Here is a 16,175-nt window from a genome sequence, read left to right on the forward strand (position 1 = left end):
AGAGGAAGGCGGAAATTCATGACACTGCAGTTGTTTGGCAAGCTAGTTCGTTTATTATTAAAAGAAAGAATGGAGTATCGGGCTGATTTCATACTTTCCGCTTTTGCTCAAATCATCGCATATGCAGGAGACTATATTGTAATCTGGTTGTTTATCCAAAGGTTTAACACGATAGCTGGTTGGACTTGGCCTGAGATAGCCCTTTTGTATAGTATTGGTCTCTTTACGTATGCACTAGGGGCATCCTTTTCTTTTGTACAGATGCGTGAATTGGAAAGCCAGGTTAAACAGGGTACGTTTGATATTTTGCTTATAAAACCTGTAAATCCCTATCTATACTTAGTAAGCAGAGGCTTCAACTTAGGGTACATCGCACATATTTTAATCTCTGGTTCTGTTTTGATTTGGTCCATCTCGAAGTTGAATATGCAATGGACGTTGAGCGAGTACATCTACTTAATACTAGTCGTTGTCAGCGGTGCTATGATTTATGCTGGAATCCTCACCATCATCGGTGCTGTTTCTTTTATATGGATTAGAACTAATTTTATGTTCACACTGTTTTTTAGATTAAAAGATTTTATTGCGTACCCTTTGCCGATATTCGGAACGTTTATTCAGTTATTGCTTACCGTCGCTGTACCACTCGCATTTGTTAGTTTTTATCCGGCTGCATTCCTTTTATCTAATGATGCCACCCTTTTGCCACAGTGGGCAATGTGGATGGTGCCACTTATCGGTCCCCTTTGTTATTGGGCAGGCTATAGATTTTGGATGTATGGTGCGAACAAGTATCAAGGTGCCGGCGGCTAAGTTATTGTCCATGATTACGTTTGTATTAACACATACCATGAAACGAGCAAAAGCAGTCCTTCCTCAACCGGGGAGGCTGCTTTTGCTCGTTTAACGGCAACAACGCTCCTTGTCGGAGTTTGTCATTTTGCTGTCATTGGGTAGAGTTATACTTATTTATTAGTAGGAATAAAGAACCAATCAATAGTGAACGAGAATTATTAGGAGGCCTATCGTGAAGAACAAACTAGTCAAAAAGCTCGTATCTTCAGCCGTTGCAGCATGTCTATTATTGTCGTCGTTTGGCATGGCATTTGGTGCCACTACGGCAGTAGCTGCTCCAGCGGATATTGAGGGACATTGGGCGCAAAGCCAAGTTTCAGAGTGGATCAGCAAGGGTTTGATTACGGGCTATGAGGACGGCAGCTTTAAGCCGGAAAATCAAATTACAAGAGCTGAATTTATAACACTGGTCAATCGTGCATTCGGTTTTACCGAGCAAACGGAAATTTCGTTTAGTGATGTACCATCTACAAACTGGGCTTATGCAGATATCGCGAAAGCGGTAAAAGCAGGCTACATTTCCGGCTATGCGGATGGAACAATCGGAGCCTTCAAGCCGATTAGCCGTCAAGAGGCTGCGGTAATTGTCATCCGTCTGCTGAAAATCAATCCGGCATCCGGTGATTCGGCAGCAGCATTCACAGATGCGAATCAGTTTGCGAGCTGGAGCAAGGATGCGATTGGCGCAGTCGTGGCTGAAGAAATTATGAAGGGCTACAGCGCAGACAATACGTTCAAACCGGCAGCCTTTATTACTCGCGCAGAAGCGGTAGTAACGCTGAACCGGGCAATGGAGTCGCAAGCGATCGTTTATGACACGGCGGGAACTTATGGTCCAGCTACCGGAGTTGAGACGGTTAATAAAGACGTCGTTGTTAGCGCAGGAAGCGTGACACTGCAAAACATGGTCATTAATGGCGACCTGTTATTGGGCGAAGGCATCGGCAACGGTGATGCGTTCTTAAACAACGTTAAAGTAACGGGAACGGTAACCGTTCAAGGCGGCGGCGAGAACAGTATCCATTTTAACGACTCGGTGCTGATTGATATTGTTATCGACAAAAAATCGGGGACGGGAACCGTGCGTATTGTGTCGGAAGGCTCAACAACCGTTGCGCTTGTTATGATCAATTCCCCTGCCATTATTCAGGAATCTGGCTCAGCAGCGGGCTTTGGCAACGTAAACGTTAATACAGCACTGCCAGCAGGCGCGAAAGTAACCCTGCAAGGCTCGTTCAACACGGTCAATGTCAGCGCTCAGCAAATTCAAGTGGATCTGCCGACAGGCACTGTTCAGCAGTTGAATGTCAATTCAGGAGCAACAGGCTCGACGGTTAATCTTGGTCAAGGCAGCAGGGTCAACTCGCTTGTCCTGGATACGGTCGTAAAAATGTTAGGTCAAGGTACAATCGTACTGGCTACCATTAATACAGGAGGAGTAGGAACGACTTTTGAAAATCCGCCAGCTACCCCGGCACCAGCAGGGTCTGGAACAACGGGATCGTCAACAACTCCACCATCGACAGCAACACCGACGCCAAGCGCAACGCCGACACCAAGCGCAACACCGACACCAAGTGCAACGCCGACGGCTACTGCAACGCCAGAACCAACGGCGACGCCGGAGCCAAGCGCAACGGCAACGCCGGAACCGACGGCAACAGCAACGCCGGAACCAACACCAGCGCCACAGGCTCCAACGGCATTTGATGTTTTTATTAGCGGGACAGCGACTGTTGGTGAAACGCTAACGGGCAACTACACTTACCAAGATGTAGATGGCGACTTGGAAGATGGAACAACTTACGAATGGTATCGTTCGGAAGATGAGAATGGATCGAACTATACGCAAATTGAAGGAGCAAATGACTCAACCTATGTGTTGAGCGAGGAAGATGCGGGGTATTATATCACCTTCGAGGTTACACCAGCGAATGCAGCAGAGCCAACAATTGGAGATACGGTTAAAAGTGCAATTACGGGCGCAGTGAAAAACGCTCCCGTTGCTCCATACGTAGAAGGAGTTCAAGTTACAGGTGTACTTGCAGTAGGCCAAACGTTAACAGGGGATTATTACTATTGGGATGCCGATGGGGATGCAGAGGAAGGAACAACCTATCAGTGGTATCGCTCGGATGACTACGAACAGACCATGAATTATACGGCAATTGATGGAGCTACAAGCTTAACGTATGTGCTTGGCAGCGAAGATGCTGGCAAATATATTACTTTTGAAGTGACGCCGAAAAATACAGCGGCTCCTACAACAGGACAGGCAGCGAAGGCTGTAAGTCAAGAAAACGTAATGGGGCAGCCTGTTATTTCAGTAGACGGTTCGTATTCGAACCACTTGCCAATGATTACGATTGGCGAACTGACTGTTGGCAGCGTGGTAACGGTTTACGACACAGATGGAACGACAATTCTAGCCTCGGGCACGGCAACAACGGATACTCTGACGCTTGCACTGAATGCTTTAGCGCCGGGAACACATACGATAACCGCACATGCAGCAGATTCAATGCGGGAAGCGAGTCTGGACTCTGAGGAACTGGAGTATGTAGTGAATGCTATTGCTATTTTACCGCAAAATCATTTCTCATTAGGGTCGAACCATGCCGTAGTGCTGGACGCGATGGGCCAAGTGCTCACATGGGGAGCTAACTGGAATGGGCAAATTGGCGATGGGACGACGACAGCTTCCCCTAACCGATTTACAGTACCTAACTTGCCAAGCGATATCATTGCGGTACAAGCTGGTTTTGGCCATTCCCTGATTCTAACTTCGAAAGGGGACGTATGGCAATGGGGCAGGGGCTCAAGCAATACACCAGCTAAAGTGAACGGGATTGATCATGCTATTGCTATTTCAGCAGAAGGTGGCACTAACTCACTTGTGTTGAAAAGTGATGGAACCGTATGGACATGGGGAGATTATTCACCGCTTGCTCAAGTAGAAGGCTTGGATCATGTGCTCGAAATCCAGGCTAGATACGCTTCCTCCTACGCTCTAAAAGCTGACGGAACCGTCTGGGCTTGGGGCGACAATACAAACGGACAGCTTGGCAACGGTACGACAACAAGCAGCAATGTTCCGGTTCAAGTATCGGGACTAACTAATATCGTTTCCATGAAGATGGGCAATCAGCATGCTCTAGCATTAAGCGTGACAGGAAGCGTATATGCTTGGGGCTTTAACCAAATGGGCCAAGTGGGCAACGGAACGAATGACAATCAATTGGTTCCAGTTGAACTTGAAGATCTACCAAAAATCACTCTACTTGGTGCAGGGAATTATCAATCTTTTGCACAAGATGAAGATGGAAATGTATACGCATGGGGCAGTAACCAAAGCGGCAAATTAGGTTTTGGCCATACCAATGATACAAACACTCCTGGCATTGTTGGTGGCATTTCTAATGTCATCGCGATCAACGGAGGGGGCAGCAATACAACATATGCTCTAAAAGCAGATGGCAGCTTATGGGCTTGGGGTGACGGTTACGATGGCATGCTTGGTGAAGGCGGCAGCGGTGAGCGCTACACTCCTGGAATCGTTAATCATTTGAATTTGCTGTTTGCACCATAAAAAGTAAAAAGAAAATAAAACAGCAGGCTGCCCCGTGGCAGCCTGTTTTTTTTATATCCTGTGCAGGGCTGCTCTTCTGCTTCATTCAATTTTCAGTAAACAGCTTGCAGGGAGAATATGGTTCATAATCCGTTCAGAGCGGTTTGATATGATGAATTTAGTGAAAGCTTACAAGCTTTTACAGGAATAAAGTGGTTAGGAAAATGAAAGGAATCTGGTTTTTCGCTATTATATGAGGAAAATACAGGAGGCGAAGGGAATGCCGACGAAAGAAAATGATATCGGTGAGAATAGACTGGCGCAGCAGGGCACGGAGCAAGAATGGCTGGCCAATCAATTGAAGTATTCGAATGTTCAGCGTGGCAAGAAGGGCGATACGATTTATTTAACGGCTGCTGATTTTACTTTGACTTCTGAATATTTAAGCGATCAATGCAATTATGTCATTCATGCGGATACCGTTTGCCTATTGGGTGAGCTTAAAACAAAGGGAAGAGATATTACAATTAATGCCCGTATAATCTCCTCTGAGGGAGAGGCTGTCATCAATGCATCTGGCGAAAAACCCGCAATCAACTTTACTGAGACTGACCATGCTAAAGAGGGTACAGGAGGAGCCAAACCGGGCCAATTGGGCTCGGACGGTGCTGATGGCAGATATGGTTCAGATGGCTATAATGGCGGCGCTATTACATTGGCGGCAGAGCGTTTTGAGCTGAAGGGCGAATTGAAGCTGATCGCTAACGGCGGCCAAGGCGGGCGCGGGGAGAATGGCGGCAACGGAGGCATAGGTTGCAATGGAATTAAAGGAACAGACTACCAGATTAATCTTTTCTTTGACGACGATCCAACGCCAGGCAGCGACGGCGGCAACGGAGGCGAAGGCGGGAATGCTGGAGCATCTGGAAATGGCGGCAACGGAGGGGATATTGTTGTCGGCTACGTCATCTCCGCCAATGAGCACTACATTACGATGGAGAGCGAGGCGGGCAAGGCCGGTGAGCAGGCAACCCCGGGCAAGGGGGCAAGTGGCGGAAAGGGCGGCCAAGGTGGCTGGTATTATTATAAGAAGATTGCGCCGGTATCTAATAGTAGAGGAATCCCCACCTCTTATTATGTCCGCAGTGAGACGGATAGGGCAAAAGACGGGATAGACGGAACAAACGGCAAAGATGGCGAGTATAAGGCAGCTGCAGCAGACGGCAGGCCGGGACGCTGCGGAATGAATAGTGATGGCAGACCTGCGCCTATTGATTATACCGATTTCTTCGGCAGCTTTGATGTGGTTCATCGGTCAGACGCTTCCAAACTGCTCGTTTTCGATCAGCGGCTGATGGGATCCCTGGAGCAGAAAAGCCTTACGCTGCACAAAGCCAGCATTGCTTATCTGGCTTCGAGCGAGGAGCGTTTGGAAGAAGCGGCAGTTCTTCTGAGTTGGCTGCTTAAAACGATGCCGAATGCAGATTGGTTTGAAGAGCTTCGCTACGCGGTGCTGCATGAGGTGCAGGATGATCAGGCGCATCGGTTTGAAGATTTCAAAAGCCGCATGCTGGAGGTTTCGCTTCAGTGGCTGGCCCTGCGCAACAAAGCTGCTATTCTGATCGCTCAGCTCAGCCAAGGGCTTGATTATTTCGGGCATCCTTGGAACTGGGTTCCACTCATGCCGTTCGACCGTTATTTGGAGCTTGGCGGCAACTTAATAACGGCGGCCCAGCAAGCGGAGGATTTATATAAGGATTATTTAAGCGTGCAGGGCAACCAGGACAGCCGGGTACGGGTCATAAAGGACGCCCTAGCTCAATCCTCGGACAAAGCAGTGGAAATTAAGAAACACAGAGAATTTCTCGTTAAAGAGAGAGACGAGCTTAAGCATAATATCGACGCGATGCTGAAGGATGTAAACAGCAAAGGAGAGGAGCTGCAAACGAAAGCGACTGCGTTTGTCGAGGCGTTGAAAAACGAGCTGCGTATGGAGTCGCTGAAGATAACGGTAGATATAATTGTTACATGCGTTGCTTTGGCCACGGGTGTGGCTCCTGTAGTTGGATCGCTCAGAGCGGGCAGCGCTTTGGCATCGGCGATTAGTAATCTGGCATCTGAGGGCAAGACGATTGTCATAGACGAAGCGTTTAAAAGCGATAAAACAATTAAGAAGGAAAAGAAAGAGAAGGAAAAGGAGCTGTCCAAATCGCTGGACTCGGTCAAGAAGACTGCGGCAGCCGGCCGTGCGCTGTGGGAGAAGGGCGGAGGCTTGATCGATTTGACGAAGCAGATGAACAAAGCACAAGATGATTTCGGATATAATACGACGCTGATGACGATGTCACGGGAGGACTTTGAGGAAATGCTGAAGCCGGTTTACAGCAAGGTTCCCGAAAAAGCGGGGGAATACCGGAAGGCATTTTATGAATTCCTTAATGTTGTCGAGGATTATCAGAATAAATCGTCAGCCTACAGTGCGTATTTCCTGGAGGACGAGAAGCTGTCGGCCGAACTGATCGAGCTTCATGCCAATGAGGATCGTTTGCGCCAAAACCTGGGAGACGGCATGGATGCAAGCCTGCCGCTGTTCCATAATTATATTTTCGAACGCTTCAGTCAGGCTAGACTTGCCTTGATTGACTTCCTGTATCAGGAATATCAGGCATTCCGCTATATGACCTTGGGAGAGGAGCGCTTCCCGAAAATCAAAGATAGCCATATCGCGGAGCTGAGCGGTATCCATGCCGATGCGGTGGTCAAGCTGAAAAATATGCTTAATGCCTCGGAAAGTGCCATTCAGCCATTTGAAAATATTAAGTTTATTTTTAAGGAGGAAACTTTCCCGGAGCAGTTTGCGGCTCTACGCGCAGGAGATGCGGCTGTTTTCTCGCTATCGCTTGACAATAATCTCATCCGGAGCAAAATCGCCGGAAAAGCGCATATGATGGTTAGCGGCTGCCGAATTGTACTGCCTGGAGTACGCGATACGGATGGGGAAGTGTATATTGATTATACGCAATCCGGCTCTTCGACCTTCCTTGATCGGGAAGCTAAGCGACACGATTTTATTCATAAAAGCAGTAACGGCTTATACCAATATGAGGTGAGCCTTCAGCCTGAAGGAGAGAAGATCAGCTTTATGGCAGGCGGCGTAGTAGGAGATGGACGCACCCGAATTATGCCGGGGCTGTTATCCGTCTGGTCCATCAAGGTCCCTACTGTTGATTTGGCCGGCATGTCTATTAACGAAGGTGTCAACCTGAACAATGTCAACAGGATTGAGATGGTCGTTGAAGGCAAGGCGGAGGCTTATGCCGTACGACGGACAACAGAGAAATTGCAAAGCTATAAAATGGCTGCCAAGCCTATTTGGGAGTCGCCGGATCACGAGGCGCATGCGATAGCGCCAAATTCAGAGCAGGAAATCATATATACGGTAATTGAGCTGTAGGCTGCATTAATAAATGAAATTAAAGAATAGATGACTTATAACTTATGATTTATAGTTGGGGCCAGTTCAGTGATGAACGGGCTCTTTTTTTTCCTGTGAAGGGCATAATCAAAAAAAGGGGTAATAATAGGATGTAACACGGCAATGAAGGGCGTCGTTGTAATGGCAACATTTTCAGGTGAAAATCCGTTCATGAGGATGGAGCGCATGCACAAAAAAATTGTAGAGGAGTGAGCTTATGTATAATGTCAGAAAGCTAGGATTGATGGTCTTGGTTGCAATAATGCTCATGGTGACAGCCTGTACAGGCACGCCAAATACGGTGCCGAAGCCGGAGGAGACAGCGGCACCTCAAGTCCAGCCGACAGTTGAACAGCCCCAAGAGCAAGAGCAGGAGGAGGAACCTGTGGAGGGGCAGCCTCCGACAGCGCGGGAAGCGGCAGCAACCGTCATGAAGGCGATTAAGAGAGGTGATATGCAAACAGTTGCAGCTTGGGTGCATGCAAAGAAGGGGATCCGATTTTCACCGTATGCTTACGTTGACATAGAAGCAGACCTTGTCTTTAAGCAAGACACGCTAAACGGTTTAATGGAGGATTCCAAAACATACGTCTGGGGTACGTCCGCTGGATCAGGCGAGCCGATTCATTTGACCTATGCGGATTATTATAAACAGTTTGTCTATGATGCGGACTTTGTAAAGGATGGCACAATCTCGCTAAACGAAGGGCAGGGGAAAAGCACAACGGTCAATAATCTGAACGAAGTGTACCCTAAGGAAAGCTATGACTTCGTGGAATATTATATCGACGGTATCGATCCGGCAGTTGAGGGGATGGACTGGCGCAGCCTGCGTCTCGTGTTCGAGAAAATAGGGGACGATCGCGCACTTGTTGGCATTATTCATGATCAATGGACTCCGTAAGAAAGAGCTGCGGCAGATCATGGAAGTGTATGATCATAACTGGCTGTGTGGCCTTCACTTTGTTTGGTTTGTCCTCTTTAAGGGGAATAATATTGCAGCAACGGCTCGCAGTGTGTAATTTCACTAACTAGTTAAAACGAAGAGAGCTGCCTGCAAGGTTGTGATCCAAACTTGGAAGGGGTGCTTCACATGACAAAAGTAACGGTTGGATCGGAGAATAACGTGCCGATAGAGCTTTTTTATGAGGATCGGGGTGCTGGAAAACCGGTGGTGCTCATTCACGGCTGGCCGCTGAGCGGACGTTCATGGGAGTATCAGGTGCCGGCGCTGATCGATGCTGGTTATCGTGTCATTACCTATGACCGCCGCGGATTTGGACAATCCTCTCAGCCTTGGGAAGGCTATGATTATGATACCTTTGCTGCTGATTTGCACACACTGCTTGAACATCTTGATTTGAAAGAGGCTGCTCTCGTAGGGTTCTCAATGGGTGGAGGCGAGGTCGCCCGCTACATTGGCAAATATGGAACGGATCGGGTTCAAAAAGCCGTCTTGGCGGCAGCTGTCCCGCCATTCCTATATAAAACCGAGGGCAATCCAGATGGCGGTGTCGACGATGCCCTGATTAAAGAGTTCGAGGACGGTGTAAAGCAAGACCGCCTGGCCTTCCTTGATGGATTTACTAAAAACTTTTTCGCCGCTGGGGACAAGTCGGATTTGGTAAGTGAGCCAGCCCGCTTGTACAACCGCGATATTGCCGCCTTCGCCTCGCCGAAGGGGATGCTGGATTGCATCAAAGCGTTTGGGCGCACGGATTTCCGTGATGATTTAGCAAAAATAAATGTGCCGACGCTCATTATCCACGGCGATTCGGATGCGATTGTGCCATTCGAGGTAAGCGGAAAACGTTCACACGAAGCCATTGCAGGCAGCAGGTTTGCTTTAATTAAAGGCGGTCCGCATGGCGTGAATGCGACGCATCCCGAGGCATTCAATAAAGCCCTAATTGCGTTTCTAAACGGGTAGAATACGGTCTAACAAACAAAAACCGCTGAAAACCAGCCAGTATAAGAGCTTGCTCTTGGCAGGTTGCCAGCGGTTTTTTATATGAAGGTTAGGGTGTGTATGCAAACGGGAGCCCTCCTGCTGCGCCTTGCTTAGCGCTTATTCGAGGCCAATCTCATCTGGGTCTTCAAGGCTGGTGAACCGCGGCCTGCGATTGTTGCCGAAATCCCGCAGCTCGGGACGCCCATCCCTATTTTGAAGGACTGAAATTCCGCTATTCTGGCTTTTGATCCGATTTCAGGCCGTAAGCGGACAGGAAATCCGTTATACCCCTCATCATCTCGTCAAAATGGCCATTTGCAGCGCATTAGCGGCTCCTGAGTCCGCAGCCTGTGCCATAACCCGTGATTCTATTCAAATAGGGTCTGCTGTGTCCGCAAAATTTATCTTTGTACAGGGAGCAGACCCATGAAACGAAAAGCATGAAGCTGCCTTGCTTTATGTTTTAATGTAGTAGAGCAAATGGTATAATTTAGTGAGTATTTAAAAGAGGAGGATGGCGTTATCAAAACGAAAACCTTGAAGGAGATTGGCAGCTGGGTCAGCACTTTCGGTATAGCAGTTGTACTTTCATTAATTATTGGCGTATTTGTTATTCAGCCCTATAGGGTTGACGGCCATTCTATGGACCCGACTTTGCAGGATAAGGAGCGGATTTACGTATCGAAAATCTCTCATACGTTGTCCAAGCTCCCGGAATATGGCGATGTGGTCGTAATCGATAGCCGGGTGAATAGGGAACGGGATTTGACAGATGATCTCTTGGAGCACCCGCTGCTTCAGCTTTTTATGAAAAACAATACAAATGACAACGCCGTGTTTTATGTGAAAAGGGTGCTCGGCAAACCCGGCGATGTGCTGGAGTTTAAGGATCATAAAACCTATCGCAACGGTGTAGCGCTGGACGAGCCTTATCTGAATGAAACGATGAATTTTGTTTCAGATCAACAATGGACTGTTCCGGAAGGGCATATTTTCGTCATGGGCGACAACCGCAATCATAGCAGTGACAGCAGGGATATCGGATTTATTCCGCTCGATCATGTCATGGGCGTTAAAAAGTTTCCTTAATTTCTCAATAGATCCTCTTCCTAATCGCATAGCGTCCATAACGTAACCCTAAAGAGCCCTCAGAGTGAGGGTTCTTTGTGTTGCCCAAGTCCTTGTCATTTTCCTGTCATTGGCAAGAGCTATACTAGTGCTAATGGGCATTTATAAGATGATAAGGAATGAGGGAAAGCAATGAAAAAAGGTTCAATAATGAAATTGGGTTTGATTTTAACTTTGTCTCTCGCTTTGTTAAGCGGTTGTATCGCCTCGAGCAGTTCCGTAACGGTCTACTACAATAATGGGTTGCCAGATGCTTCGGAGCATGTATTTATACGCTATTCCGATGGAACGGTCACACAGGTGCCTGATGTTAACGCAGGGGCAACATCGGTAACCGTAAATACCTATTTCGAAAAAACTATGATGGGTGGATATGTGACTGACGGTCAGGTTAACTGGATTCCCGCTCGTTCATATTCCAGCCAATCCGTAACGTTAACAGACATTAGCATGCATAAACCGACAGAGGCTGTAGATTATGTTGCTCTGGCTGAGCCGCCGCATGCGGATGTCGATTATCCGGATTATACAAGTGTCACTTTTTCTGTTTATGATGCGAATGATACGCTCGTGACGGGACGGACAGAAGTATTTATTCAGACAAGCAATCCGAATTTAGTTTTTCTTGATATGGATACTGACCGTGACTCAAGTGATACAACAGCTGGAGGGATGTCCTCTAATACAATTAACGGACTCGTGACGTTTTTAATTAAAAATAACGATGTTAATGTTCCTTTGACTTCGACACATTTAGCTTTGTATTCGGGTGCGAAATTGATTACGGACAACTTTTTTCATGTCGTAACAGATATTCAGGTCAGTGGTACTGGAGGTGTCGATTCGGTTGATGTGGGTCAGTCTTTAGCATTAAATGCGGCAGTCCTTCCAGTCGATGCGGCTAATCCAGCGGTTGTCTGGTCTGTTGTGGACGGTACAGGCTCAGCGACGATTGATGCAGACGGACTGTTGACGGCCGTATCGGCCGGAACAGTTACAGCGAAAGCAACTGCCGTTGACGGCACCGGTATTGTAGGAAGCATGGACATAACGATAAATGTGCCTGCAACGCCGACACCAACGCCAACCCCGACACCAGAACCGACAGCGACGCCAACACCGCCTCCTGTTCTGGTCTCGTCCATAGCGTTAACGGGGGAATCTGTTGTTCAGACTGGCGGCACAATCCAATTGGCAGCAGAACTTGCACCTGTGGATGCTGCGGACAAATCGATCGTCTGGTCGGTTGAAAATGGTACAGGTTCCGCTTCCATTAACGCAAGCGGCTTATTGACAGGAATATCCGTAGGAACGGTGACCGTTAAAGCTGAGGCTTTGGATGGTTCGGCTGTTATCGGCACGAAAGCCATCACTGTTCAGACACCTGCTGGAAGCGGAAACAGTGGAGGCGGAGGCGGATCTTCGACTACGCCTGCAGCGACAGCAACTCCTACAGCAACGCCAGTGCCGACACCAACATCGGTACCAGCACCTCAAATAAAGTTCAACGATAAAGTGGTTAAGATCGTTCAGGTTGTCACTGACCTTACGAAGCAAGTGGAGGAAGTTAAAGCTAATCCAACAACCGTTCAATTTACGGATACCGGCTCCCACTGGGCGAATAAGACGGTTGACGTTTTTGTTAAGCTGGGCATCGTTAACGGGTATGAGAACAATGCCTTCCGTCCGAATGCAAGCATTACCCGCGCCGAATTTGCGACCATCATTTCCAAGGTGTTTGGCATAACTGGCCCTGCCTCAGGCGACAGCGAACTCAGCGACGTTTCGGGCCACTGGGCGGAAGCAGCGATTGGAAGCCTGCAGGCTTCCGGCGTGATTTCGGGCTACAAGGACGGCACATTCAAGCCGAATCAGGAAATTAACCGCGCTGAAATTATCGCAATCCTTGCTAAAATTATCAATCTCGACAGTGTAAATACAGCAGATGCGCCTGCTTTCACCGACATTAATCAAGTGTGGAATAAGGAGCAAATTGAAAAAGCGGCGGCAGCCGGAATCGTCAGTAGAGCTGGCGACGGAACGTTCCAGCCGAATAACCAAGCGTCCCGTGCGGAAGCTTTGACGATGGTGCTGCATGTTTTGCAATTGAATCCTGAGCTTAAAGCGCTTCTGGAAACATTGTAGTCCGATTATCAAAAATAGAAATCAAACAGCGCGTGCCGATCCCCGATCAGCACGCGCTGTTTGCATGCGTAAAAAGTGGGCGCAGCGATTTTCCTGTTGACCAAAGCCGTAGCTTCGCTTTATATTTGTAATACAGAACTTTAATTTCTATTACTAATATTTGAGGAGGGCCACTATGAACCCCGCTTATCATTATGACGTTCACCTGCCGGAGCATGCGGGTGCAGGCAAAACATATCCTGTTATTTTCACCCTTCATGGAAAAGGCTCGAATGAGGCAAACATGCATGGGCTTGTAGCGCCCTTGGCGGACCATTTCATCATCATTAATATCCGAGGGGACCTTAGACTGGGCACCGGCTATCAATATTATGAGCTGAAGAGCCTCGGCAACCCGATTCGGGACATTTTTGACCAGGCTGTGCAGCAGCTTGAAGCATTTATTGCTTATGCGACGGAAAAATACCCGATTGATGCGAGCCAGCGTTATTTGCTGGGCTTTAGCCAAGGTGCGATTTTATCGATGACGCTGGCGCTTACGATGGGGAACAAGTTGAAAGGCATTGTCGCGTTGAACGGCTATGTGCCGGAGTTCGTCAAAAACGAATATGTGCTGCAAGCGCTGACAGGCGTCTCGGTTTTTGTATCGCATGGGGAATTTGATTCCGTGTTTCCGATTCGGATTGGACACGAGACAGCGGATTATTTTCAAGCGCTGACGCCGCGTATGACCTTTAAGACGTATCCGACTGACCATGGCGTATCGGAAGAAAATCAGCGGGATTTTCTAGCATGGTTAACTAATGACAAGGGGGAACAAACACAATGATGCCAGCTTATTTTTTCGCGCATGGCGCGCCGTCCATTGTATTAGAGAATAATGGCTATACGGCTTTATTGAAAAGCTTTAAGGAGCAGACGCCAAAGCCGAAAGCGATTGTCCTTTTTTCTGCCCATTGGGAGCAGACGGTACAGACAGTGGGCGCTGCTCCATCGTACAGCACGATATATGATTTTTCTGGTTTTCAAGATGAGCTGTACCGGATGACGTATCCGGCCGCAGGTAAGCGGCAGCTCAGTGAGGACATTCAAGCCTTGTTCGCTGAACATGGCATTCCAAGTGTGCTGGATGAGGAAAGAGGGCTTGATCACGGCGCTTGGGCTGTACTCAAGCTTATTTATCCGGATGCGGATATTCCTGTTGTCGCGCTTTCGGTTAACCGCTATTTGAACAATGAGCAGCAATACGAAATCGGCAAGGCATTAGCTGCGCTTAGAGAGCAGGATGTGCTGATTATTGGAAGCGGCGGAACCGTCCATAATCTCAGGAAGCTGAATTGGCAGTCTGAGGGGATTGACGAATGGGCGGAATCATTCGATAATTGGCTGCAGAGCAAGCTTGAGGCATGGGATCTCCCGGCGCTTTTCAACTATAGGGAGCTGGCTCCCTTTGCGCAGGAAGCTGTGCCGACGAGCGAGCATTTTATCCCGCTTCTGCTGGCTATGGGTTCGGGCGATGAGCTGCGTCAAGCAACCTTGCTTCACCGCAGCTACCAGTACGGCAATTTAAGCTTAAGCTGTTGGAAGTTCGACTAGAAAGCAGAAGAGAAGGCGAAATTCATGACGGTTGGAACAAAGGCAGTGATCGACAGAGCGGTTATTTTCGCTCTCGCTGCCGTTTTTATTTTACAGCAGTTTACACATTGGGGGCCGCTTGTTTATGTACTGGGCGGACTTTCCTTTTTGGCGGTGCTCCTGCTGCTGCCTAAGCTTGAGGGAGTAGCTCTATGGCTGACTCTTTTTTTTATGGCCGGCGGAGTCGTCCTGATGCTGGTGCAGCAAGCGGACGCCGCTTATTGGTTCAAAGCCGCAAGCATGAACGCGACGTTGGTTACCTTATTCGTATTTGCCCCCTTATTCGGCATTCCAGTGCGTCTGCCGGATTATGTTGCCGCACTGAAGCGGTTCTATGAAACGCGCATGCGCAGCAGTACAGCCCTGTTCATCGGTACGCAGCTTATGACGCACATAATGGGCGGGTTTATTAACGTCGGGTCTATTCCCGTCGTCTATCATTTGGTGTTCGTTAAGCCGCGTTCAGGGCGCTTATCCGGGCTGCTGGCGAATGCCTTGAATCGCGGCTTCGGGGGTGCGATTTGCTGGTCGCCCTATTTTGCCGCGATGGCGCTTGTCACCTCTGCGCTCAAGCTGAACTGGTCTTCGCTGGTGCCCTATTTAATCGGGCTGTCACTGATCAGTTTGCTGGTGAGCCTGGCAGTGGACTTCAAGCAGCTGCGAGCAAAGGATGAGGTAAGCGAGCTTGCAGCAGCGGAAGCAGGAGAGTGGGGTCAGGAGGCCACGGAAGCGGTCGAGAGTCAGAAGGGCCAAGGCAGGGAGAAGGAAAACGGAAGAGGGGCTTCCTTTCCGATTGGTCTCGGCGTCTATTTGCTGCTGGCGACGGCGGCGATCCTTCTGTTGGAGCAGCTGATTGATTTGCCCATGGTGCTGATCACCTGCATGAGCGCTATTGTGTTTCCACTATTGTGGTGCTTCGCAAAAGGCGAGCTGCCGACATTCCGGCAGGGATTGTCGAATCATTTAACCATCACGCTGCCCGCTTTGCAAAAGGAGATTACGCTGTTTTTAGCCGCAGGCTTTTTCAGCGGATCGATCAGCGCTACAGGCTTTGGGAATGTCATTCCCTCCCTGCTCGGGCATATACCGCTCCCCCTTGCAGTATCGTTCTCGATTTTCACAATCGTTATAATTGCTTCAACCTCATTAATTGGCCTTCATCCAATTGTGCTGATAACGATTCTGGCAACAAGCATAGATCCGGCAGCGGTGCAGATCAGCCCGATTTATTTCGCCATTTTGCTGCTCGGAAGCTGGGGGCTGTCCAATCCGATTTCTCCCGCTTCTGCGGTGAACAATCTGCTGACTGGGCTGTTCAACAAGTCGGTTTTCGAGCTGGCGAGGCCGAATTATATTTTTGCCGCCGTTATGGGGGTGGCCCTCTTATTGTATTTAATGATGATTTGAATGAAAAAGGG

Annotated in this window: 10 protein-coding genes; all 10 read left to right on the forward strand. The window is 48.6% G+C overall.

All coding sequences use genetic code 11. The features are described 5' to 3' along the window. The first annotated feature begins 18 nt into the window (after nucleotides 1-18). The 10 genes from WH37_RS21720 to WH37_RS21770 all read left to right on the forward strand — a co-directional run bounded on the left by WH37_RS21720 (nucleotide 19) and on the right by WH37_RS21770 (nucleotide 16,164). Nucleotides 19-813, forward strand: coding sequence for an ABC transporter permease (locus tag WH37_RS21720; RefSeq protein ID WP_046232731.1), 795 nt, complete (start codon nucleotides 19-21; stop codon nucleotides 811-813). Between the two features lie 214 nt (nucleotides 814-1,027). Further along, entirely contained in the window at nucleotides 1,028-4,444 is a 3,417-nt protein-coding gene (locus tag WH37_RS33870; RefSeq protein WP_052737137.1) for an RCC1 domain-containing protein, read from the forward strand. Between the two features lie 259 nt (nucleotides 4,445-4,703). Then, complete coding sequence (locus WH37_RS21735) at nucleotides 4,704-7,877, forward strand: hypothetical protein (protein WP_046232732.1); 3,174 nt, start codon at nucleotides 4,704-4,706, stop codon at nucleotides 7,875-7,877. A 238-nt stretch (nucleotides 7,878-8,115) separates the two neighbouring features. Next, complete coding sequence (locus tag WH37_RS21740; protein WP_046232733.1) at nucleotides 8,116-8,802, forward strand: hypothetical protein; 687 nt, start codon at nucleotides 8,116-8,118, stop codon at nucleotides 8,800-8,802. A 189-nt stretch (nucleotides 8,803-8,991) separates the two neighbouring features. Continuing rightward, nucleotides 8,992-9,828: an alpha/beta fold hydrolase gene (locus WH37_RS21745; protein WP_046232734.1), complete on the forward strand. Its 837-nt coding sequence runs from the start codon at nucleotides 8,992-8,994 to the stop codon at nucleotides 9,826-9,828. Between the two features lie 558 nt (nucleotides 9,829-10,386). Further along, complete coding sequence (gene lepB, locus WH37_RS21750) at nucleotides 10,387-10,938, forward strand: signal peptidase I (RefSeq protein WP_046232735.1); 552 nt, start codon at nucleotides 10,387-10,389, stop codon at nucleotides 10,936-10,938. Between the two features lie 189 nt (nucleotides 10,939-11,127). Continuing rightward, on the forward strand, nucleotides 11,128-13,122 hold the full coding sequence (locus tag WH37_RS33875; protein ID WP_177217978.1) for an S-layer homology domain-containing protein: 1,995 nt from the start codon (nucleotides 11,128-11,130) through the stop codon (nucleotides 13,120-13,122). Between the two features lie 175 nt (nucleotides 13,123-13,297). Beyond that, the gene (locus WH37_RS21760) at nucleotides 13,298-13,951 is read left to right on the forward strand and encodes an alpha/beta hydrolase (protein ID WP_046232736.1); all 654 of its coding nucleotides are present in this window, start codon (nucleotides 13,298-13,300) and stop codon (nucleotides 13,949-13,951) included. Further along, nucleotides 13,948-14,718 carry a DODA-type extradiol aromatic ring-opening family dioxygenase gene (locus WH37_RS21765; RefSeq protein WP_046232737.1) on the forward strand — a complete coding sequence of 257 codons (771 nt, stop codon included), beginning with the start codon at nucleotides 13,948-13,950 and terminating at the stop codon, nucleotides 14,716-14,718. Before WH37_RS21760 ends, WH37_RS21765 begins: the two co-directional genes overlap by 4 nt. A gap of 24 nt (nucleotides 14,719-14,742) precedes the next feature. Continuing rightward, entirely contained in the window at nucleotides 14,743-16,164 is a 1,422-nt protein-coding gene (locus WH37_RS21770; RefSeq protein WP_046232738.1) for a hypothetical protein, read from the forward strand. The last annotated feature ends 11 nt before the right edge of the window (nucleotides 16,165-16,175 follow it).

It is taken from the genome of Paenibacillus algorifonticola (assembly GCF_000971975.1).
Taxonomy (GTDB): domain Bacteria; phylum Bacillota; class Bacilli; order Paenibacillales; family Paenibacillaceae; genus Pristimantibacillus; species Pristimantibacillus algorifonticola.

Excerpts from the sequence above, each read along its gene's own strand:
- WH37_RS21720 (WP_046232731.1), top strand. The coding sequence starts at position 19 with ATGACACTGCAGTTGTTTGGCAAGCTAGTTCGTTTATTATTAAAAGAA.
- WH37_RS21735 (WP_046232732.1), top strand. The coding sequence starts at position 4,704 with ATGCCGACGAAAGAAAATGATATCGGTGAGAATAGACTGGCGCAGCAG.
- WH37_RS21740 (WP_046232733.1), top strand. The coding sequence starts at position 8,116 with ATGTATAATGTCAGAAAGCTAGGATTGATGGTCTTGGTTGCAATAATG.
- WH37_RS21745 (WP_046232734.1), top strand. The coding sequence starts at position 8,992 with ATGACAAAAGTAACGGTTGGATCGGAGAATAACGTGCCGATAGAGCTT.
- WH37_RS33875 (WP_177217978.1), top strand. The coding sequence starts at position 11,128 with ATGAAATTGGGTTTGATTTTAACTTTGTCTCTCGCTTTGTTAAGCGGT.
- WH37_RS21760 (WP_046232736.1), top strand. The coding sequence starts at position 13,298 with ATGAACCCCGCTTATCATTATGACGTTCACCTGCCGGAGCATGCGGGT.
- WH37_RS21765 (WP_046232737.1), top strand. The coding sequence starts at position 13,948 with ATGATGCCAGCTTATTTTTTCGCGCATGGCGCGCCGTCCATTGTATTA.
- WH37_RS21770 (WP_046232738.1), top strand. The coding sequence starts at position 14,743 with ATGACGGTTGGAACAAAGGCAGTGATCGACAGAGCGGTTATTTTCGCT.